The following is a 19,564-nucleotide window of genomic DNA, read 5'->3' as shown; positions in this document are numbered from 1 at the left end:
CTCCTGGAAGATCGATATTGTATATTTTTATTGGCCGAAACATCTAATTTAGCAACATTTAATCTGGCCAGGGGCGCCGCGCGCGGCGCGGGCGCCGTTGCCGTCCCAGGCTTCCCTCGCGGTCCAAAAAATAGCGTTTTATGCAAGCTTGAATGTCCGTTGTCGCAGGGCGGCAACAGTAATTTGAAGTCAATATTCTTACTCGTTGTTGCTTTTTTGTCCGATAGGAAAAAATTTAGTCCCATCGGAAAGACCTGGAGCTGCGCTACTTCATAGGGCGGGGCCGCAATGGCGTCGGCCATGCCCGTGCAGGGTCCTTCCCCTACTATGCTACAGCCGGGATATGTTCGGCAAATACGTTTTTTCTTCCTTATTTATATGAAATAGATATGAATATTTGCGAGCAATTCGCGTGCTAGCATGGCCCTTACTTTGCAGAATGCAAAGGCAAATGTGGGGGATTTCACATGTTTTCACCGCCTGCCAACCTTGCGGGCGCGATGACCGATCTCCGGCCCAGCCCATCCGGCTGCCGGCACGGAATTTCAACCTGGTGTTTGACCAATGGGAGTAGCACTCATGATAAGAAAAAGTACTGGTATCGCCACCCGCACGCTGATCGCGCTGGCTGTGGCTGGCGCCTTCCCGCTGCACGCGGCCATGGCCGATGAAGCTGGGCAGGCCGCGCCCGCCGCCGAGCAGGCCGTGCCCGGTCAGCTGGAAACCGTGATTGTGACGGCCCAGCGCCGGGCCGAGAACATCAAGGATGTGCCGATGTCGATCGCCACCTTAAAAGGCGACAAGCTCGACGTGATCACCTCCGGCGCGGCCGACGTGCGCTTCCTGGCCGGCCGTTCGCCCAGCGTGAACGTGGAATCGGACTATGGCCGCACCTTCCCCCGCTTCTACATCCGTGGCCTGGGCAATACCGACTTCGACTTGAACGCCTCCCAGCCCGTGGGCCTGGTGATGGACGACATCGTCCAGGAAAACGCCATGCTCAAGGGTTTCCCCGTGTTCGACGTGGACCAGATCGAAGTGCTGCGCGGCCCGCAGGGCACGCTGTTCGGCCGCAATTCGCCGGCCGGCGTGATCAAGTTCGATTCGGCCAAGCCTGTGTTCCGCCAGGAAGGTTATCTGACGCTGGGCATCGGCAATTACTCGGCCAAGACGGCCGAAGGCATGTTCAACATCCCTGTCAGCGATACGGTGGCGCTGCGCTTCTCGGGCACCAGCCAGCACCGCGGCAACCGCGTGCATAACACCAACCCCAATCCCAACACGGGCACCCAGGACTTCGAAGGTTATGGCGACCAGGCGTTCCGCCTGCAGGCGCTGGTCCAGCCGGGCAAGGATTTCAGTGCCCTGTTCAACTACCATGAGCGCGACTACCACGGCAGCGCCACCCTGTTCCGCGCCAACATCATCAAGAAGGGCAGCAATGACCTGGTGGATGGCTTCGACTACGGTTCCTACCCGTCGGATGGCCAGAACCACCAGAACCTGACGACCAAGGGCGGCAATATCCGCCTGAAGTACAACCTGGCCGACATCACGCTGCACTCGATCACGGGCTACGAGACGCTGGACTTCTACAGCCGTGGCGACGTCGATGGCGGTTATGGCTGCTCGCTGTTCTGCGGTCCCGTGGTCGCCGCGCAGCCGAACGGCCCGGGCGTGATCCCGTTCACGCTGGAGACGGCCGACCTGCTGCCCAGCCACCACCAGTTCTCGCAGGAGTTGCGTGCCGAATCGAACTATAAGGGCCCGCTGCAGTGGATCGCCGGCCTATTCTACTTCGATGAGCATATCCGCATCGACAGCATCGGTTTCGATTCCCTCACGCCAGGCAATCCGCTGTCGCCCAAGTACTCGACCCAGACCCAGGACGCCAAGTCGTGGGCCGCGTTCGGCTCGCTCAACTACACCGTCACCGAGCAGCTCAAGCTGCGCAGCGGCTTGCGCTACACCAACGACAAGAAGGACTTCGCGGCCAGCCGCGTGGAACCGACCGGCACCACCTACTACCCGCTCAACAACACTTCCCATAACGTGAGCTGGGACGTGAGCGGCACCTACGAGCTCGACAAGAGCACCAACCTGTTCGGCCGTATCGCCACCGGCTATCGCGCGCCCAGTATGCAGGGCCGTTTGTTCAGCCTGGGCGACAAGCCATCATTCGCCGGCGCGGAAAAAGCGCTGTCGTATGAGGCCGGCATCAAGCAGGACTTGTTCAACAAACGGGCCCGTTTGTCGGCCAGCCTGTTCCAGTACCGGGTCAAGGACAAGCAGCTGACGGCCGGTAGCGGCGCCGTCAACATGAACCAGCTGGTCAACGCGGAGAAGGTGACGGGCCAGGGTCTGGAAGTGGACTTCCAGGCCAATCTGAGCGACGCCTTCAGCATGACCCTGGGCGGCAGCTACAACGACACGGAGATCAAGGACAAGAACCTGTTCGTGCAGTACTGCGGTAGTTACACCAACAATCCAGCCTCGGGCTGCTCGCCGAGTAACAAGAATCCCCAGGTCCCTGGCATGTCCATTGTCGACGGCAACCCGCTGCCGCGCGCGCCCAAGACCCAGCTGAACTTCACGCTGAAATACAGCAAGGAAGTGGGCGACGGCGAGTTCTATGCCTACACCGACTGGACTTACCGCAGCAGCTACAACTTCTTCCTGTACGAAGCGCCCGAGCACAAGGCCAAGCCGTTGACGGAAGGCGGCCTGCGCGCCGGCTACCGCTGGAACGGCGGCAAGTATGAAGTGGCTGCCTATGGCCGCAACATCACCAACAAGCAGCAATTGATCGGCGCCATCGACATCGACAACCTGACCGGCATGCTGAACGAACCGCGCACCTGGGGCGCCACGTTCAAGGTCAACTTCTAAGCCGTCGTCGTTTCGTCACTCCCTCCACAGCCCGCGTACCGCAAAGTGCGCGGGCTGTTTTTTCAACACCGTCGTCAAGCGTTGGTGTGGCCCGGCTGCCCGGTGGCGGCCGGTTTGGCCAGGAAGCGGCGCCTATGCGCGTCCGTGCGCTCGAGCGGCACGTCGACGAAGGCGAACTAGCGTACCTGTGCAAATCCCCCTGCATCGAAGTGGATCGTTTGATCCCGGCGCGCGCGCCTATACCCACCTTGCTGCGCTTTTTTGGAGAAGGGCTCTAATGCGCCTAAAGCGCTCTAGTTGGGCCTATTTTAAGAGAATTTGAACTACTCCACTCTAAACTTGTCTAATTAGCAGGAGCAGACAATAGAAGTTAGAGCGTTTTAGAGAAATATGCGGTTTCTCGCTGTCATTTTTAGACCGTTTTAGAGCTGTTCCAGAGCGAAATAGAGCGATATAGAACGATCCAGAGCGTTCTGGATCGATTTAGAAGTTTTAGCCTGGAGATCAAAATGAGCTACCCCATCCCTGTCCACCTGCCGAACGAAGTGTTTCATGTCTCGCCATCGCCATCGCAATTCGTCAATGCCTATGGCTGCGGAACCCGTACGTGGAGTGCGCTCTGGCTGCGGTTCCCTGGCGAGGCGCGCTGGCGGCTGGCCGCCGATTGCCGCGACGCTGCGCGCGACATGGTGGCGTAACATTTTCCCGTTCCATTCATGGTGTTACGTCCCCAGTTACGGTTACGCGGAACACAATCATGCTTTCCAGGTTGCTGGCCAGGCTGCACAGCAGCAGCGCTATGCTTAGGCGGCGATCGCCTTGTTGTCGGCCAGGCTGGTCGTGAGTTTGCGCATCAGGCCGCGCAACTGGTCCCGTTCCTGCGGGCTGAATACGCTCATGAGCTGGGCCACCCAGTGGTAATGTTCGGGCAGGGCCAGTGCCAGCAGCGCCTCGCCGGCCGGCAGCAGGCGCACCACCCACGCCCGGCGGTCGTTCACGTCCTGCTCGCGCCGGCACAACTGGGCCTGCTCCAGCCGGTCGACGATGCCCGTCATGGTGGGCGAGGAGACGCTCACGCCCTCGGCCAGCCGGCCCACGCCCATGCCGTCCGGATTGCGCTTGAGCAGCAACAGCACGAAGAACTTGGTTTGCGACAGGCCGTGGCGGGCCAGATTCGCCTCGAACTCGGCCATCATGTCGCTGCAGCCGCGCGACAGCAACAGCCACGTCTGCACCCCGTCGATATCGGGATTGGGGTAGAGCTTGGCGAATTGCGACAAGGTGTCGAAGCTTGGTAAATCCTTGAGTTCCAACATGGTGGTGTTTGCTAAGATTGGTAGTTGAATAAATATTAGCGTGCTAACTTGTTACTGTCAAAGAAAACTTTTATGCGTTTTGCGCGTGGCGCGTGGCAGCGGAACGACTGGAATTGCTTTTTAGAATGTTTCTGCAACGCGCCGGCGACGGGCTGGGGTAAGATCATGCCAGCGTTTTTTCGCGGGAGGAGTGAGCATGCAGGCAGCCGTCAATCTGTGGCCCTTGATCGGCGTGGCCGTGATCGTGGCCGGCTTCGCGCTGCGCATCCATCCCGTGCTGGTGGTGGTGGCCGCCTGCGCCGCCACCGGTGCGGCCGTCGCCATGCCGCCCGGCGACTGGCTGGCCGCGCTGGGCACGGCTTTCGTCAAGACCCGTAACCTGCCGCTGATCCTGCTGTTGCCGCTGGCCGCCATCGGCCTGCTGGAACGCTACGGCCTGCGCGAGCACGCCCAGGCCGTGGTGACGCGGATCCGCTCGGCCACCACGGGGCGGCTGCTGATCGCCTACCTGCTGGCGCGCGAACTGAGCGCAGCCTTCGGGCTGACCAGCCTGGGCGGCCATCCCACCATGGTGCGGCCGCTGGTGGCGCCCATGGCCGAAGGCTTGGCCGCCGCCCGCCATCCCGGCATCAGCGAGGCGCTGCGCCAGCGCATCCGCGCCATGGCCGCCGCCACTGACAACGTCGGCCTGTTCTTCGGCGAGGATATCTTCGTCGCCTTCGGCGCCATCGTGCTGATGCAGACCATCCTGCGCGGCGAAGGGCTGGATGTGGACCCGCTGCGCATGGCGCTGTGGGGCATACCGACCGCCGTCAGCGCGTTCGTGATCCATGGCTGGCGGCTGCGCCGGCTCGACGCGCGCATCGCGCGCGAGGGCGCGCAGGCGCTGGTGCGGGCGGCGGGCGGAGAGGGCGCATGACCATCACCCTCGATTTTTTCTATCTGGTGGTCGGCGCCATGCTGCTGCTGATCGCCGTCATGACGCTGCGCGACCGCCACCATCCCCGGCGCCACGCGGCGGCCCTGTTCTGGGGCCTGTATGCGCTGGTCTACCTGGCGGGCGAACGCCTGCCGCCGCAAGTGGTGGGGCTGGCCATGGTGGTGATGGCGCTGCTGGCCGGTTTTGGAGGCGTACTGCCGGGCCGCCACGGCGAACGGCCGGCCGCCGAACGGGCCGCCAGCGCACAGCGGCTGGGACACCGGCTGCTGCTGCCGGCGCTGTTGATCCCGGCCGTCACCATCGCCGGCACCACGCTGCTCAAGGATGCGCGGCTGGGCGGCCTGCCGCTGCTGGAGGCGAAGAATGTGACCTTGGTGTGCCTTGGCTGCGGCGCGCTGCTGGCCGTGGCGGCGGCTTGCTGGCTGACCCGCGCCACGCCGGCGCAGGCGCTGCGCGAGGCACGGCGCCTGGTCGACAGCATGGGCTGGGCCGTGGTGCTGCCGCACATGCTGGCCGTGCTTGGGCTGCTGTTCGTGCAGGCCGGGGTGGGCAAATCCGTGGCCCACGTCGTCACGCACTGGCTCGCGCTCGACACGCGCCTGGCGGCGGTGGCCGTGTACTGCGTGGGCATGGCGTTGTTCACCATCGTCATGGGCAATGGCTTCGCCGCGTTTCCCGTGATGACGGGCGGGGTGGGCATTCCCGTGCTGGTGGGGACTTACCATGCCGATCCGGCCGTGATGGCGGCCATCGGCATGTTCAGCGCCTACTGCGGCACCTTGATGACGCCCATGGCGGCCAATTTCAATATCGTGCCGGCGGCCTTGCTGGAGCTGGATGACAAACATGGCGTGATCAAGGCGCAGATTCCCACGGCCTTGCCGCTGTTGGCCGCCAACGTCGGCCTGTTGTATTTTCTGATGTACCGGTAATCGGAGTGTATTGCATGAACAAGATCGTATTGTTGACCGGCTTTGAGCCGTTCAACCAGGAAGACATCAACCCGTCGTGGGAAGCCGTGCGCGCGCTGGGCGACTGGCACGAAGGTGATTTCACGGTGGTGGCGCGGCAACTGCCGTGCGCTTTTGGCGTGGCCAGCAAGCTGCTGCACCAGATCGTGGAGGAAGTACAGCCCAGCATCGTGATCATGGTGGGCCAGGCCGGCGGCCGGGTCGACATGACGGTTGAACGCGTCGCCATCAACGTCGACGACGCGCCCATCCAGGACAACCGCAAGCGCCAGCTGGTGGACGTGCCGGTGGTGGCGGGCGGCCCGGCCGCCTATTTCTCCACCTTGCCCATCAAGGCCATCGTGCACCAGCTGCGCGAGGCGGGCTTGCCGGCTTCCGTGTCGCAAACGGCCGGCACCTTCGTGTGCAATCATGTGTTCTACAGCCTGATGCACCAGGCGGCCGACTGGGGCACCACCATGCGCGCCGGCTTGATTCACGTACCTTACCTGCCGCAGCAGGCGGCGCGCCATCCGGGCTCGCCCAGCATGCGGCTGGCCGACATGATCGAAGCCTTGCGCATCGCCGTGCGCACGGTACTGGCCTATGACGTGGACCTGCGCGAGGCGGGTGGCGTGACCCACTGAGACGCCGCGCTGGTCCGGCGATGGCCGCCCTGGCCGCGCTTGAACGGTCGCAGTGCCATCGGCCGGCCCTTCGCCGGTGCGGTTATTTAACGCCGGCGGCGGCCGGTCGTTCGGCGCCGTAGGTCTTGACCAGGTAGTCGACCATGGCCGGCATCTCGCTTTCCGGGAATGGCGCGCCGAACGGCTTTTTCATTTTCTTGACGGTGGCTTCCCAGTAGGCACGCGGCGATTGGGGCGGCTGACTCTGGATGTAGTGGACCGAGTGGCACAGCATGCAGTTGCGTTGCACCAGCTCGTAGCCGGGCAGGGTGCTGGGCTTGAACAGGGCCGTTTCGGGCGGCAGGTCGATGCTCGTCGCCAGCGCGGCCGGCGCGGCCAACGCGGCCACTGCGGAGCACAGGGACAGGACAAACAGGGATGGACGCATGCGGTGCTCCTCAGACGGCGACGATGTGGGTGGATTCGACGACATTGCGCATGTAGCCGGCCGGATTCCATAACGGGTCCATGGGCTGGCTCTGGCCGATGCGGTTCACTGCGCGCACTTTCAATTCGTACGCGCCCTTGCGCGGCGGGGTAAACGCGATGCTCCAGCGCCGGAACGAGTAGCGCCCCAGGTCCTTGCCCAAACGCGCGGCCTGCCAGTTGCGGCCGCCGTCGGCCGAGAAGGCCACTTCCGTGATGCCGTAACCGCCGTCGAAGGCGATACCGCGCACTTCCAGCGGCCGGCCATGGGCCACCTGCGCGCCATCGGCCACGCTGGTGATGAAGGAGCGCACGTTGAAGCGGCTGATCGGCACCGTTTTGGTGGGCGCCGTGCCGGGTACCACGCTCGCGCTGGCATTGTCGGGCACACGGTAGGCCGGGTTCATCCAGAACCCTTCGAATGGACGCTCCAGCACCGTGATGTCCGACAGGTGCTTGACCCAGTAAGTGCCGTAGTGGCCGGGCACCACCAGCCGCAGCGGGTAGCCGTTCAGCACGGGCAGGTCGGCGCCGTTTATCTGCCAGGCCAGCAGCACTTCGCCATCCATGGCCTGGTCCACGCTCAGGGCCTTGACGAAATCGGGACCGTCGCCCAGCGGCGGCGTATCGAGGCCGTTGAAGCTGACCTGCACCGAGCCGGCCTTGATGCCGGCCTTTTCCAGCACCGTCTTGAGCGGAATGCCGGTCCAGCGCGCGTTGCCCATGGCGCCGTTGGCCAACTGGCCGCCGTTCACGCGCGGCGTGAGCAGGCCGCGGCTGTTGCCTGAGCATTGGTTGACGGCCACCACCTCGACCGGATCGCCCAGTTGTTTGAGTTCATCCAGCGTGAGCGCCAGCGGATGGCTCACGTTGCCGCCCACGTTCAGGCGGTATTCGTTCAGGTCGATGGAAGTGGGGATGCCGCTCCAGTGGTAGCGCACGAAGAAGGCGTCATTGGGCGTGATCTCGCCCTGATCGAAAATGGCGAACGGCGTTTCCAGCTGCGGTGGACGGGCCGTGAGCAGGATCAGCGGACGCTTTTGCGGGTAAGCCACCAGCTCGCGCTCACCGTTTTCGAACGGCAGCGCGATGCGGCCAGGCGCGGCGGCCAGCGCCGTCAGCGCGGTGCCGCCCAGGGCGCCGGCCGCGCCCAGCGTGCCGGCCTGCTTGAGGAATGCGCGCCGTTGCGGCAAGGGTAGCGCCGGCGGTTTCTGGGACTGGGTCATGCGGGCCTCCATGCTGGTGGGAATAGGAATGGAGTCTGCCCGGCGCGCGGGGGCGCGGTCAATCGTGTCGCGGATGTTGTGTTGTTTTTGTCATCAAATGACAGCAGGCTGTCGTCAAATGACAAGCGCGGCGCGCTGCAAAAGCGACAGTCGCGTAGTTCCCTCTCGTCCCTAGCGTTTGGTCAGACATGGGACGGCGGTGGCGCGATAGCATCGGGCATGGCTGATAAGAAGATTATCGACGAAACGTATTGCATCACCGAAAAACGCGGTAATGGCCAGTTACGGCGTGAAGTCTGGGTTGATTCGTGCGGACGCGTCACGCGGTACAATCTGGCGTATATAAACCATCGCGTATGCCAACGCGACAATGGCCGAGTTGTCGGTTATGACAATGCGCATGGTGGCCATCACAGGCACTACATGGGACTGGTCGAACCTGTCAACTTTACAGATTTTGACGATGTTCAAGCCTGCTTCGAACGTGACTGGACCGTCTTTCTGGAGCGCAAATGACTGAGCTTATTGTTAAGGTTGAAACCGTGGAAGAGTTTTTCGAGCGTGGCCGCAAGATCGCGCGGTTGGCCGACCAACAACTTCCGATTCCTGCCACAAACGTCATCAGCTTCGAAGATCCGGCCGACCTGCTCAAGTGGCTCGCGACCCTCAGCCCTCGCCCGGCGCCGGTGGATTGATGATGTTGAGGAAGGCGCGCACCACGGGCGCGTCGTCGTTCGCCGGGTAGGTGATGAACAGGTTGGCCGACGGCGGGTCGCGCAGCGGCAGGAACACCACGCCGGGCCAGCCGATGCGGCTGGTCGTCTCGGGCAGCAGCGTCACACCCAGGCCAGCGCCCACCATGGCCAGCAACGTCTGCGGCTCGTTCGCTTCCTGGAAGATGGTGGGCTGGAAGCCGGCCTTGACGCAGCATTCGATCAGGTAGCGGGGGAACGACGATTTGTCGAGCGCCAGCGTGAGCATCGGTTCCTGGGCGATGTCCATCAGGTCGATCTCGCCGCGCACGGCCAGCGGGTGGTGCTCGTTGATGGCCACGCATACGTTCTCGCGGTAGCACAGTTCCTGGCGCAGGTTGTCGCGTTTGAGTTCGTCCTCGTCCAGCTTCGGTTCGCGCCAGAAGCCCACGTCCACCTGCTTGCCGCGCAGCGCTTCGTACTGCACCGTGGGACCCAGCTCGTGCAGGGTCCACGTCACGCGCGGATACTTGGTCTGGAATTCCTCCAGCAGGCTGGGGATCGGCCCCCACATGGCCGAACCGACGATGCCCACCCGCAGCCGTCCCACTTCGCCGCGGTCGATCTGGCGGATGGTGTCGACCGTCATGCGCATCCGCGCCAGCAGGTCCGACGCTTCCTGCATCAGCGCCTTGCCCGCCACCGTCAGCTCGAAGGTGCGGGTGGTCCGCGCGAACAGGCGCACGCCCAGTTCCGCCTCCAGTTTCATGATCTGCTGGCTCAGTGGCGGCTGCGAGATGTGCAGCTTTTCGGCCGCCCGGCTGAAGCTCTTTTCCTCGGCCACGGCCAGGAAGTAGCGTAACTGTTTCAGGTCGATGGACATGGCGTGGTTCGGTCTGGATTAAGCGCGGTGATCAGTGTGGCTCGGTGTGGCTCGGTGTGGCCCAGCGGGTCGCGGGATGGGCGTGCAGCGCGCAGGCCAGCGCGGCGCCCACGCGCGCGTTGTGCTTCACCAGCGCGATGTTGGTGGCCAGGCTGCGGCCGGCCGTCAAGTCCTTGATGCGGCCCAGCAGGAAGGGCGTGACCTGCTTGCCCGTGATGCCGCGCTGGGCCGCTTCGCCCAATGCTTGTTCGGTGATGGCGTCGATCTCCGCCTTGGGCATGGCGTCCGCCGCCGGCACCGGGTTGCTGACCACCACGCCGCCTTGCAGGCCCAGTTCCCATTTGGTGCGGACGAAGGCCGCCTGTTCGGTGGCCGTGTCGAGCTGGAAGTCGGCTTGATAGCCGCTCTCGCGCGTGAAGAAGGCGGGGAAGCCGGGCTGGCCCACGCTCACCACGGGCACGCCGTGCGTTTCCAGGTATTCCAGCGTGAGGCCGATGTCGAGGATGGATTTGACGCCCGCGCACACCACGGCCACCGACGTCTGGGCCAGTTCCTGCAGGTCGGCCGAGATGTCGAAGCTGGTTTCGGCGCCGCGGTGCACGCCGCCGATGCCGCCCGTGACGAACACTTCAATGCCGGCCAGTTGCGCGCAGATCATGGTGGCGGCCACGGTGGTGGCGCCCAGCTTCGCTTGCGACAGCACGTAGGGCAGGTCGCGCCGGCTCACCTTCATGGCGTCGGGCGCGGTGGCCAGCAATTCCAGCTGTTCGGGCGACAGGCCGATGCAGATCTTGCCGCCGATGATGGCGACGGTGGCCGGCACGGCGCCGCCGTCGCGAATGATCTGTTCCACTTCGCGCGCCATCTGCACATTCTGCGGATAGGGCATGCCGTGCGAGATGATGGTCGATTCCAGCGCCACGATGGCTTTGCCGGCGGCGCGGGCGGCCGCCACTTCGGGCGAGAACGAGAGGAAGGAGTGCATGGTGTCGGTCCTGTTGGTGGCCTGGATGGCGTGGTTGGCGATGGTGGCTGTGGTGGCGTCGATGGCGTCGATGGCGTTGGTGGTGTCGGTGACGTCAGCCGATGAGCGGCGCGCCCGGCGCGGGGAAGAGTGGAGCGTTCAGGTCGAAGTCGTTGATTTCGTCGAGCACGTCGGCCGCCAGCACGGGCGAGACGGTGTCCTGGCTTTCCAGCGTCATGGCGGCCACCTTCAGGCCGCGCCGGCAGGCCAGCCCCAGGTCGTCGCTGCCCTGGTACAGCGACCAGCAGACGGCGGCCGCGAAGGCGTCGCCGGCGCCCGTCACGTCCACCACCTCGACCTGGCGCGCCGGCAGCCAGGCCAGCCGGCCGGCGCTGGTGTGGAACACGCCCTGGCCGCCGCAGGTGACGATCACGTCGCGCGCGCCCTGGGCCTGCACTTCGCGGCAGGCGGCGGCCACGTCGTCCTCGGTGGGCAGGGCGCGCCCGACCCGGGTTTCCAGTTCGCCGCGGTTGAGGATCAGCAGCCGCAGGCCGTGCAGGTCGGCCGGCAGGCGCGCCATCTTGGGCTGCGACACGGCCACGATCACCAGCGGCACGGCTTCGTGGCGGGCGTCGGCCAGCAACAGGGCGACGGCGTCGCGCGGCAGGTTCAAATCGGCCACCGTCATGGCGGCGGCCGAGCGTTGCGGCAGGCGGCTGGCCAGGAAGGCTGGCGTGAGGCGGTCGTACAGGGCCATGTCGGCCAGCGCCACCGTCATTTCGCCGTCCGCGTCCAGCACCGCCGTGTAGGTGCCGGTGGCACAGTCGGCCACGTGCAGGCTGCCGCGCAGGTCGATGCCGGCCGCTTCGGCGTGGTCGGCCAGGGCGCGCCCGGCCGCGTCCGTGCCCAGCGCCGTCAGCAGGGCGGAGGGAATGGCGAGCCGGATCAGGTTTTCCGCGATGTTGCGGGCCACGCCGCCGAACACTTCCTCGGCGCTGGCCGGGTTGGAGGTGCCCAGTCGCAGCGGCGCCAGCGTGCGCAGCTTGCGGTCCAGGTTGGCCGCGCCGATGCAGACGATGGGGCGTTTGTCGGGCAGCACATAGGCCCGGCCCAGCAGCCGCCGTTCGCGGATCAGGCCGGCGATGTGGCCGGCCACGGCCGAACGCGACAGGCGCAATTCAATGGCCAGGTCTTGCTGGGAGATGAAGGGGTTGGCGCGGATCAGCTGGTAGAGCTGTTCCTTTTTCGAGGGTTCCGTCACGGCCACTCCTGTAAACATTTGTTTACAATCCTAGACAAATGTTTATCGACTGTCAAATAAGCAGGCTTTAAATCCCGTTTATTTATATTCTAGCGATATAAATTGCGAAGAAAAATGGTATTTGCCATACATATATCGATCAGGCATAGTGTCGTTCAACCAGCATTGATCCACAGCATACCCGCATCACCAGCAGTTGTTGTAGCGGCGCCCGGCGCCCGGCCAGACTGCGCTGCGCGCGCAGGGCAACACAGCATCGCCAACTCCGAACCATACTGATAACAACGAGGATATCCATGTCTAACAATTCCCCATTCCAGGCCGCCGCCATCGTCCGCGCCCGCATTCCGGCCGACTTCAAGCCGCGCATCGCGATGATCCTCGGTTCCGGCCTCGGCGTGCTGGCCGAACAGATGACGGACGCGGTGACCATCAGCTTCGACGAGCTGCCCGGCTTCCCCATCAGCACCGTGCACGGCCACGCCGGCGAACTGGTGATCGGCACCCTGGCCGGCGTGTCGGTGGTGTGCATGAAAGGCCGCGGCCACGTGTACGAAGGTTATGGCATGGGCGTGATGACGTCGGCCGTGCGCACCCTCAAGCTGCTCGGCTGTGAGATGCTGTTCGTGACCAACGCGGCCGGTTCGTTGCGTCCGGAAGTGGACGCCGGCTCGCTGGTGGCGCTGACCGACCATATCAACTTCATGCCCGGCACGCCGATGATCGGCCCCAACGACGAGCGCTTCGGCCCCCGCTTCTTCAGCATGGCCAACGCCTACGACGCCGACCTGCGCAAGCTGCTGCAAGCGACCGCCGCCGGCAAGAGCATCACCCTCCACGAAGGCGTGTACATCGCCTACGCCGGCCCGAACTTCGAAACCCCCGCTGAAATCCGCGCCTTCAAGACGCTGGGCGCCGACGTGGTGGGCATGTCGGTGGTGCCGGAAGTGGTGTCGGCCCGCCATTGCGGCCTGAAGGTGGTGGGTGTGTCCGTCATCACCAACCTGGCCGAGGGCCTGTCGCCGTTCCCGCTGTCGCACGAGCAGACGCTGAAATACGCGGCCGTTGGCGCCAAGTCGCTGATCGAGCTGATACTGGGCTTCCTGGCGAACGTGGCGAAAACGCCGCAAGCGTAATCCCTCTGTGGGGCGGCCTGGTCCGCCCTTTCGTTTTTTTGCGGCCTGGTCCGCCCCTTTGTTTTTCCGGCCATCGGCCTACACTGCTTACACGACTGAATACCTCGCCGCACCGGAGCACATCATGAAACGCGCATTTATCCTCCTGCTGGATTCCTTTGGCCTCGGCGCCACGCCGGACGCCGCCAAGTACCACGACACCGGCGCCAACACCTTCGGCCACATCGCCGCCTGGGCCGCCAAGGCCGGCACCCCGATGAACATGCCGACGCTGGAAAAACTGGGCCTGGCCGCCGCCGCCCACATGGCCTGCGGCCAGTGGGCCGACGGCTTCGACCAGCGCGACGGCTTCACGGCCGCCTATGGCGCCGCCCGCGAGCGCTCGACCGGCAAGGACACCCAGAGCGGCCACTGGGAAATCGCCGGCGTGCCGGTGGAATTCGACTGGGGCTATTTCCCCCGCACCGTGCCCTCGTTCCCGGCCGAGTTGACGGCGCGCCTGCAACAGCTGGGCGAAGTGCCCGGCTTCCTGGGCGACTGCCACGCTTCCGGCACGGAGATCATCAACAAGCATGGCGACGAGCATGTGGCCACCGGCAAGCCGATCATCTACACGTCGGCCGACTCGGTGCTGCAGATCGCCGCGCACGAAGAATCGTTCGGCCTGGAGCGCCTGTATGCGCTGTGCGAAATCGCCTTCAAGCTGGTGGAGCCATACAACATCGGCCGCGTGATCGCCCGTCCGTTCGTGGGCGCCAACGGCAAGTACACCCGCACCACCAACCGCCACGATTACGCCGTGGCGCCGCCCGCGCCCACGCTGCTGGACCATGTGAAGGATGGCGGCGGCGAAGTGATCGCGCTCGGTAAGATCAGCGACATCTTCGCCACCCAGGGCGTGTCGCGCGTGGTCAAGGGCGCCGACAATATGGCCCTGTTCGACGCGCTGCTGAAGGTGGCTGACGAGGCGGGCGATGGTGCGCTCACCTTCGTCAACTTCGTCGATTTCGACCAGGCCTTCGGCCACCGCCGCGACGTGGCCGGTTATTCGAACGCGCTGCACGAGATGGATGCGCGCCTGCCTGAATTCATGGCCAGGCTGCGCGAGGGCGACCTGGTGGTGGTGACGGCCGACCATGGCTGCGACCCCACCTGGACCGGCTCGGACCACACCCGCGAACACATTCCGATGATCTTCTTCGGCCCCGGTGTGCAGCCGCGCGCGCTGGGCATTTCCGAATCCTTCTCCGACATCGGCCAGACCCTGGCGCACCACCTTGGCGTGCAACCTCTTTCGAACGGAATCAACCTGTTATGAGCACTCTTCCCGGCTTCAAGCGCAACGAAGCGGTCCCCCTCGACCTGGGCTGGATCAACCACATCCACATCAACAAGGCCGCCGCCGACCGCCGCGCCGCCAGCCTGGCCAACCGCCGCGCGGTCAAGAAGGAATACCAGGCCGCGTGGCTGGTCAAGGCCATCGGCCTGATCGACCTGACCACGCTGTCGGGCGACGACACGCCGGGCCGGGTGGAGCGTTTGTGCCGCAAGGCGCTGCGGCCGCTGCGCGCCGACCTGGTGCAGGCCATGGGCTTGCAGGACTACCCGCTGACGACGGGCGCCGTATGCGTCTACCATGAGATGATCAAGCCGGCCGTGGAAGTGCTGCAGGGCCGCTTGCCGATCGCCGCCGTCTCCACCGGCTTCCCGGCCGGCTTGACCAGCCTGGAAACCAAGGTGCGCGAGATTGAACTGTCGGTGGCCGCCGGCGCTTCCGAGATCGACATCGTCATCACCCGCCAGCACGTGCTGACGGGGAACTGGCAGGCGCTCTACGACGAGATGGTGGCTTACCGCCAGGCGTGCGGCGACGCGCACGTGAAGGCCATCCTGGCCACGGGCGAACTGGTGACGCTGGAAAACGTGGCCAAGGCTTCGTGGGTGTGCATGATGGCGGGCGCCGATTTCATCAAGACCTCGACCGGCAAGGAACCCGTCAACGCCACCATCCCCGTCTCGCTGACGATGGTGCGCGCGATCCGCGAATACCATGAGCAGACCGGGTTCAAGATCGGCTACAAGCCGGCCGGCGGCGTGAGCACGGCCAAGGCCGCGCTGCAATACCTGACCCTGATGAAGGAAGAACTGGGCAACGAATGGCTGCAGCCGCACCTGTTCCGCATCGGCGCCTCCAGCCTGCTGACCGACATCGAGCGCCAGCTGGAGCATCACGTCACGGGCGCCTATTCGGCCGCCCACCGCCACGCGCAACCTTAAGATCACACGGATTCGTCATGCCAACTATTAACGAGATTCTCAACACCATGGAATACGGCCCTGCACCCGAGAGCACCAAGGAAGCGCAAGCCTGGCTGGCGCAGCGCGGCCGCAGCTTCGGCCTGTTCATCGACAATGCCTGGAGCGCGCCCGGTGAGCTGTTCGCCTCGGCCAATCCGGCCGATGGCAGCAAGCTGGCCGACCTGACCCAGGCCACGGACGCGGACGTGGAGCGCGCCGTGGCCGCCGCCCGCCGCGCCCAGCCGGGCTGGCAGGCGCTCGGTGGCCACGGCCGCGCGCGCGTGATGTACGCGCTGGCGCGGCTGCTGCAAAAGCACGCGCGCCTGTTCGCCGTGCTCGAAACGCTGGACAACGGCAAGACCATCCGCGAAACGCGCGACGTCGACCTGCCGCTGGCCGCGCGCCACTTCTATTACCACGCCGGCTGGGCCCAGCTGCAGGCCGAGGACTTCGCCGGCTACCGCGCCGTGGGCGTGGTGGGCCAGATCGTGCCGTGGAATTTCCCGCTGCTGATGCTGGCCTGGAAAATCGCGCCCGCCATGGCGGCCGGTAACACCATCGTCTTCAAGCCGGCTGAATTCACGTCGCTGACGGCCATGCTGTTCGCCGACATCTGCGTGCAGGCCGGCGTACCGGCCGGCGTGGTCAACATCGTCACCGGCGACGGCCGCGTGGGCGAGGCCATCGTCAAGCATCCAGGTATCGACAAGATCGCTTTCACGGGTTCGACGGAAGTGGGCCGCGCCATCCGCACCGCCACCGCCGGCAGCGGCAAGAAGCTGTCGCTGGAACTGGGCGGCAAGTCGCCCTTCATCGTGTTCGAGGACGCCGACCTGGATGCGGCCGTGGAAGGGCTGGTCGATTCGATCTGGTTCAACCAGGGGCAGGTATGCTGCGCCGGTTCGCGCCTGCTGGTGCAAGAATCGGTGGAAGCCAGATTCCTGGACAAGCTGCGCGCCCGCATGGACAAGCTGACTCTGGGTTCGCCACTGGACAAGTCGATCGACATCGGCGCGCTGGTCGATCCCGTGCAACGCCAGCGCATCGCCGGGCTGGTGGAATCGGCCCGTGCCGAAGGCTGCACCGTGTATCAGCCAGCCTGCGAACTGCCGGCAGATGGTTCTTGGTTCCCGCCCACGCTGATCACGGGCGCCTCCACATCGGCCGCCGTGGCCCAGGCTGAGATCTTTGGCCCGGTGCTGGTGGCGATGAGCTTCCGCACCCCGCCCGAGGCGGTGCAACTGGCCAACAACACCGTGTACGGACTGGCTTCCTGCGTATGGACCGAGAACATCAGCCTGGCGCTGGACGTGGCGCCGCAGATCAAGGCCGGCGTGGTGTGGATCAATACCGCCAACCAGTTCGACGCGGCCTGCGGCTTTGGCGGCTACCGTGAATCCGGCTTTGGCCGCGAGGGCGGCCGCGAAGGCATGCTCGAATACCTGACGGCGTTGTCGGAAGACGCCCGCCCGGCCGCACCGCTGGTGGAAGCGAAGGCCAAGGCCAAAGCCGGCGCCGAGGTGAAGGAAAAAGCGGCGCCACACGACAGCCCGTTCGGCATCGACCGCACGGCCAAGCTGTACATCGGCGGCAAGCAGGCGCGCCCGGATGGCGCCTACAGCCGCGCCATCCACGGCGCCGGCGGCGAATTCATCGCCGAAGTGGGCGAGGGCAACCGCAAGGACATCCGCAACGCCGTGGAAGCGGCGCACAAGGCCGGCGGCTGGACCAAGGCCACGGCGCACAACCGCGCCCAGGTGCTGTACTACATCGCTGAAAACCTGGCCGCGCGCGGCGAGGAATTCGCGGCCCGCATAGCCGCCATGACGGGTGCCAGGAACCCCGAGCGGGAAGTGCAGGCCGCGATCGAACGCCTGTTCTACTACGCCGCCTGGGCCGACAAGTACGACGGCCTGGCGCACCAGCCGCCGATGCACGGCATCACCGTGGCGCTCAATGAGCCGGTGGGCGTGATCGGCATCGTGTGCCCGAACGAGGCGCCGTTGCTGGGCTTCATCTCGCTGGTGGCGCCGGCCATCGCGCTGGGCAACCGCGTGGTGGTGGTGCCGTCGGAAGCGCATCCGCTGTCGGCCACCGACCTGTATCAAGTGTTCGACACCTCGGACTTGCCAGGCGGTGTGGTCAACATCGTCACCGGCAGTGCCGACGAACTGGCGCGCACGCTGGCCACCCATGCCGACATCGACGCCGTGTGGCGCCACGACGGCTCGGCCGAAGGCTGCGCCGAAGTGGAGCGCCTGTCGGCCGGCACGCTCAAGCGCACCTGGGTGGGCGGCGCCAAAGGGCGCGACTGGTACAGCACGGCCCAAAGCGGCGGCCGCGCCGTGCTGGCGCACGCCTCGCAGGTGAAGAACATCTGGATACCGTACGGCGTGTAAGCGAAAAATTGGGGACGGACCCCAATTTCCGCAATGCGAAAATTGGGGTCCGTCCCCGATTTTTCGCGGCATTTTTCAATATCCCCAATTTCAAGCGGAGAATCGCATGTTTTTAACCCAAGAGATCATCCGCAAAAAGCGTGACGGCGGCGCCCTGAGCGCCGAGGAGATCCAGTTCTTCGTGCGCGGCATCACCGACGGCAGCGTCAGCGAAGGGCAGATCGCCGCGCTGGCCATGGCCGTCTTCTTCAACGACATGAACATGGACGAGCGCGTGGCCTTCACGCTGGCCATGCGCGACTCGGGCGAAGTGCTGGAATGGCGCTCGCTGAACCTGCCCGGCCCCGTGCTGGACAAGCATTCCACCGGCGGCGTGGGCGACGTGGTGTCGCTGCTGCTGGGCCCCATGATCGCCGCCTGCGGTGGCTATGTACCCATGATTTCCGGCCGCGGCCTGGGCCACACCGGCGGCACGCTCGACAAGTTCGACGCCATCCCCGGCTACTGCACCGTGCCCGATAACGCGCGCTTCCGCCAGGTGGTGCGCGAGGTGGGCGTGGCCATCATCGGCCAGACTTCGTCGCTGGCACCGTCCGATAAGCGCTTCTATTCGATCCGCGACGTGACGGCCACGGTGGAATCGGTGGCCATGATCACCGGTTCCATCCTGTCGAAAAAACTGTCGGCCGGGCTGGATGCGCTGGTGATGGACGTCAAGGTGGGCAGCGGCGCCTTCATGCCGACTTATGAAAAATCGCTGGAACTGGCGCAGAGCATTGTCACGGTCGGCAACGGCGCCGGCATGCGCACCTCGGCCATCCTGACGGACATGAACGAATCGCTGGCGCCGTACGCCGGCAACGCGCTGGAAGTGCGCGGCGCGATGGATTACCTGACGGGCCGTTCGCGTCCCGCGCGCCTGCATGAGGTGACGATGGCGCTATGCGCGGAAATGCTGGTGCTGGGCGGCCTGGCCGATGACGAGACGGCGGCCCGCGCCAAGCTGCGAGCATCGCTCGACAGCGGCGAAGCGGCCACCCGTTTCGCGCGCATGGTGGTGGCGCTGGGCGGCCCCGCCGACCTGATCGAGAATCCGGACCGGCACCTGGAACGCGCGCCTATCGTGCTGCCCGTGCCCGCGCTCAAGGCCGGCTACGCGGCTGGCACGGATTGTCGCGGTATCGGGCTGGCCGTGGTCAGCCTCGGTGGCGGCCGCCGTCGCCCGAGCGACAATATCGATTTCGCCGTCGGCTTGACGGAGCTGGCGGGCCTGGGCGACCGTATCGAAGCGGGCCAACCGCTGGCCATGGTGCACGCCCGCACGGAAGCGGCGGCACAGCAAGCGGTGCGCGAGATCCAGGCCGCGTATCATATCGCCGACGCGGCGCCAGCCGCCAACCCCGTGATCTACCGCTCGATCCGCCCCTGATCCCAGGCCGACAAATCGATAAATCCGGACGTAACTGAATTGTGTTACGTCCCCAATTAACGAATGTGT

The 19,564-nt window shown here is 65.1% G+C and carries 18 protein-coding genes; 12 read left to right on the top strand and 6 right to left on the bottom strand.

Going from position 1 to position 19,564, the window contains the following annotated elements:
* The first annotated feature begins 579 nt into the window (after window positions 1–579).
* Together H3H39_RS15045 and H3H39_RS15040 are read left to right on the top strand one after the other, a co-directional pair.
* The gene (locus tag H3H39_RS15045; RefSeq protein WP_182154211.1) at window positions 580–2,889 is read left to right on the top strand and encodes a TonB-dependent receptor; all 2,310 of its coding nucleotides are present in this window, start codon (window positions 580–582) and stop codon (window positions 2,887–2,889) included.
* A 509-nt stretch (window positions 2,890–3,398) separates the two neighbouring features.
* On the top strand, window positions 3,399–3,587 hold the full coding sequence (locus H3H39_RS15040; protein WP_182154210.1) for a hypothetical protein: 189 nt from the start codon (window positions 3,399–3,401) through the stop codon (window positions 3,585–3,587).
* A gap of 105 nt (window positions 3,588–3,692) precedes the next feature.
* Here the strand turns inward: H3H39_RS15040 and H3H39_RS15035 are convergent, their stop codons facing one another.
* Window positions 3,693–4,205: a MarR family winged helix-turn-helix transcriptional regulator gene (locus tag H3H39_RS15035; protein ID WP_182154209.1), complete on the bottom strand. Its 513-nt coding sequence runs from the start codon at window positions 4,203–4,205 to the stop codon at window positions 3,693–3,695.
* 196 nt (window positions 4,206–4,401) lie between these two features.
* On the opposite strand from H3H39_RS15035, the gene H3H39_RS15030 reads away from it, so the two are divergent.
* The 3 genes from H3H39_RS15030 to pcp are packed head-to-tail and all read left to right on the top strand — an operon-like array spanning window position 4,402 to window position 6,742.
* Entirely contained in the window at window positions 4,402–5,124 is a 723-nt protein-coding gene (locus H3H39_RS15030) for a DUF969 domain-containing protein (RefSeq protein WP_182154208.1), read from the top strand.
* Window positions 5,121–6,077: a DUF979 domain-containing protein gene (locus H3H39_RS15025; protein WP_182154207.1), complete on the top strand. Its 957-nt coding sequence runs from the start codon at window positions 5,121–5,123 to the stop codon at window positions 6,075–6,077. The genes H3H39_RS15030 and H3H39_RS15025 overlap by 4 nt, the downstream gene beginning before the upstream one ends.
* A gap of 14 nt (window positions 6,078–6,091) precedes the next feature.
* The gene (pcp, locus tag H3H39_RS15020; RefSeq protein WP_182154206.1) at window positions 6,092–6,742 is read left to right on the top strand and encodes a pyroglutamyl-peptidase I; all 651 of its coding nucleotides are present in this window, start codon (window positions 6,092–6,094) and stop codon (window positions 6,740–6,742) included.
* 82 nt (window positions 6,743–6,824) lie between these two features.
* Here pcp and sorB read toward each other — a convergent pair whose 3' ends face one another.
* Together sorB and sorA are read right to left on the bottom strand one after the other, a co-directional pair.
* The gene (sorB, locus tag H3H39_RS15015) at window positions 6,825–7,169 is read right to left on the bottom strand and encodes a SorB family sulfite dehydrogenase c-type cytochrome subunit (RefSeq protein ID WP_182154205.1); all 345 of its coding nucleotides are present in this window, start codon (window positions 7,167–7,169) and stop codon (window positions 6,825–6,827) included.
* 10 nt (window positions 7,170–7,179) lie between these two features.
* Complete coding sequence (gene sorA, locus H3H39_RS15010; protein WP_182154204.1) at window positions 7,180–8,433, bottom strand: SorA family sulfite dehydrogenase catalytic subunit; 1,254 nt, start codon at window positions 8,431–8,433, stop codon at window positions 7,180–7,182.
* A gap of 219 nt (window positions 8,434–8,652) precedes the next feature.
* Here sorA and H3H39_RS15005 point away from each other — a divergent pair, with 219 nt between their 5' ends.
* Window positions 8,653–8,949 (top strand): toxin-antitoxin system TumE family protein, encoded by a 297-nt coding sequence (locus H3H39_RS15005; protein WP_182154203.1) that lies wholly within the window; start codon window positions 8,653–8,655, stop codon window positions 8,947–8,949.
* Window positions 8,946–9,128, top strand: coding sequence for a hypothetical protein (locus H3H39_RS15000; RefSeq protein ID WP_182154202.1), 183 nt, complete (start codon window positions 8,946–8,948; stop codon window positions 9,126–9,128). Before H3H39_RS15005 ends, H3H39_RS15000 begins: the two co-directional genes overlap by 4 nt.
* Here H3H39_RS15000 and H3H39_RS14995 read toward each other — a convergent pair.
* From H3H39_RS14995 to H3H39_RS14985, 3 genes are all read right to left on the bottom strand, one after another.
* Complete coding sequence (locus tag H3H39_RS14995) at window positions 9,100–10,008, bottom strand: LysR family transcriptional regulator (RefSeq protein ID WP_182154201.1); 909 nt, start codon at window positions 10,006–10,008, stop codon at window positions 9,100–9,102. The genes H3H39_RS15000 and H3H39_RS14995 overlap by 29 nt on opposite strands.
* A gap of 31 nt (window positions 10,009–10,039) precedes the next feature.
* Complete coding sequence (locus H3H39_RS14990; RefSeq protein WP_182154200.1) at window positions 10,040–10,993, bottom strand: pseudouridine-5'-phosphate glycosidase; 954 nt, start codon at window positions 10,991–10,993, stop codon at window positions 10,040–10,042.
* Window positions 10,994–11,087: 94 nt separating this feature from the next.
* Complete coding sequence (locus H3H39_RS14985; RefSeq protein WP_182154199.1) at window positions 11,088–12,233, bottom strand: carbohydrate kinase; 1,146 nt, start codon at window positions 12,231–12,233, stop codon at window positions 11,088–11,090.
* Window positions 12,234–12,529: 296 nt separating this feature from the next.
* Between H3H39_RS14985 and xapA the strand changes: the two genes are divergently transcribed.
* The 5 genes from xapA (at window position 12,530) to deoA (ending at window position 19,495) form a co-directional block, all read left to right on the top strand.
* Window positions 12,530–13,369, top strand: coding sequence for a xanthosine phosphorylase (gene xapA, locus H3H39_RS14980; RefSeq protein ID WP_182154198.1), 840 nt, complete (start codon window positions 12,530–12,532; stop codon window positions 13,367–13,369).
* Between the two features lie 124 nt (window positions 13,370–13,493).
* Entirely contained in the window at window positions 13,494–14,687 is a 1,194-nt protein-coding gene (locus tag H3H39_RS14975; RefSeq protein WP_182154197.1) for a phosphopentomutase, read from the top strand.
* Window positions 14,684–15,646 (top strand): deoxyribose-phosphate aldolase, encoded by a 963-nt coding sequence (deoC, locus tag H3H39_RS14970; RefSeq protein ID WP_182154196.1) that lies wholly within the window; start codon window positions 14,684–14,686, stop codon window positions 15,644–15,646. Before H3H39_RS14975 ends, deoC begins: the two co-directional genes overlap by 4 nt.
* Before the next feature lie 17 nt (window positions 15,647–15,663).
* On the top strand, window positions 15,664–18,066 hold the full coding sequence (locus H3H39_RS14965; RefSeq protein ID WP_375540432.1) for an aldehyde dehydrogenase family protein: 2,403 nt from the start codon (window positions 15,664–15,666) through the stop codon (window positions 18,064–18,066).
* Between the two features lie 106 nt (window positions 18,067–18,172).
* Window positions 18,173–19,495 carry a thymidine phosphorylase gene (gene deoA / locus H3H39_RS14960; RefSeq protein WP_182154195.1) on the top strand — a complete coding sequence of 441 codons (1,323 nt, stop codon included), beginning with the start codon at window positions 18,173–18,175 and terminating at the stop codon, window positions 19,493–19,495.
* Window positions 19,496–19,564: the final 69 nt, after the last annotated feature.

Origin of the sequence: Rugamonas apoptosis, assembly GCF_014042355.1 — a bacterium.
Taxonomy (GTDB): domain Bacteria; phylum Pseudomonadota; class Gammaproteobacteria; order Burkholderiales; family Burkholderiaceae_D; genus Rugamonas; species Rugamonas apoptosis.
Note: the sequence above shows the minus strand (reverse complement) of the source record. Positions and strands in the feature narration are given on the sequence as shown.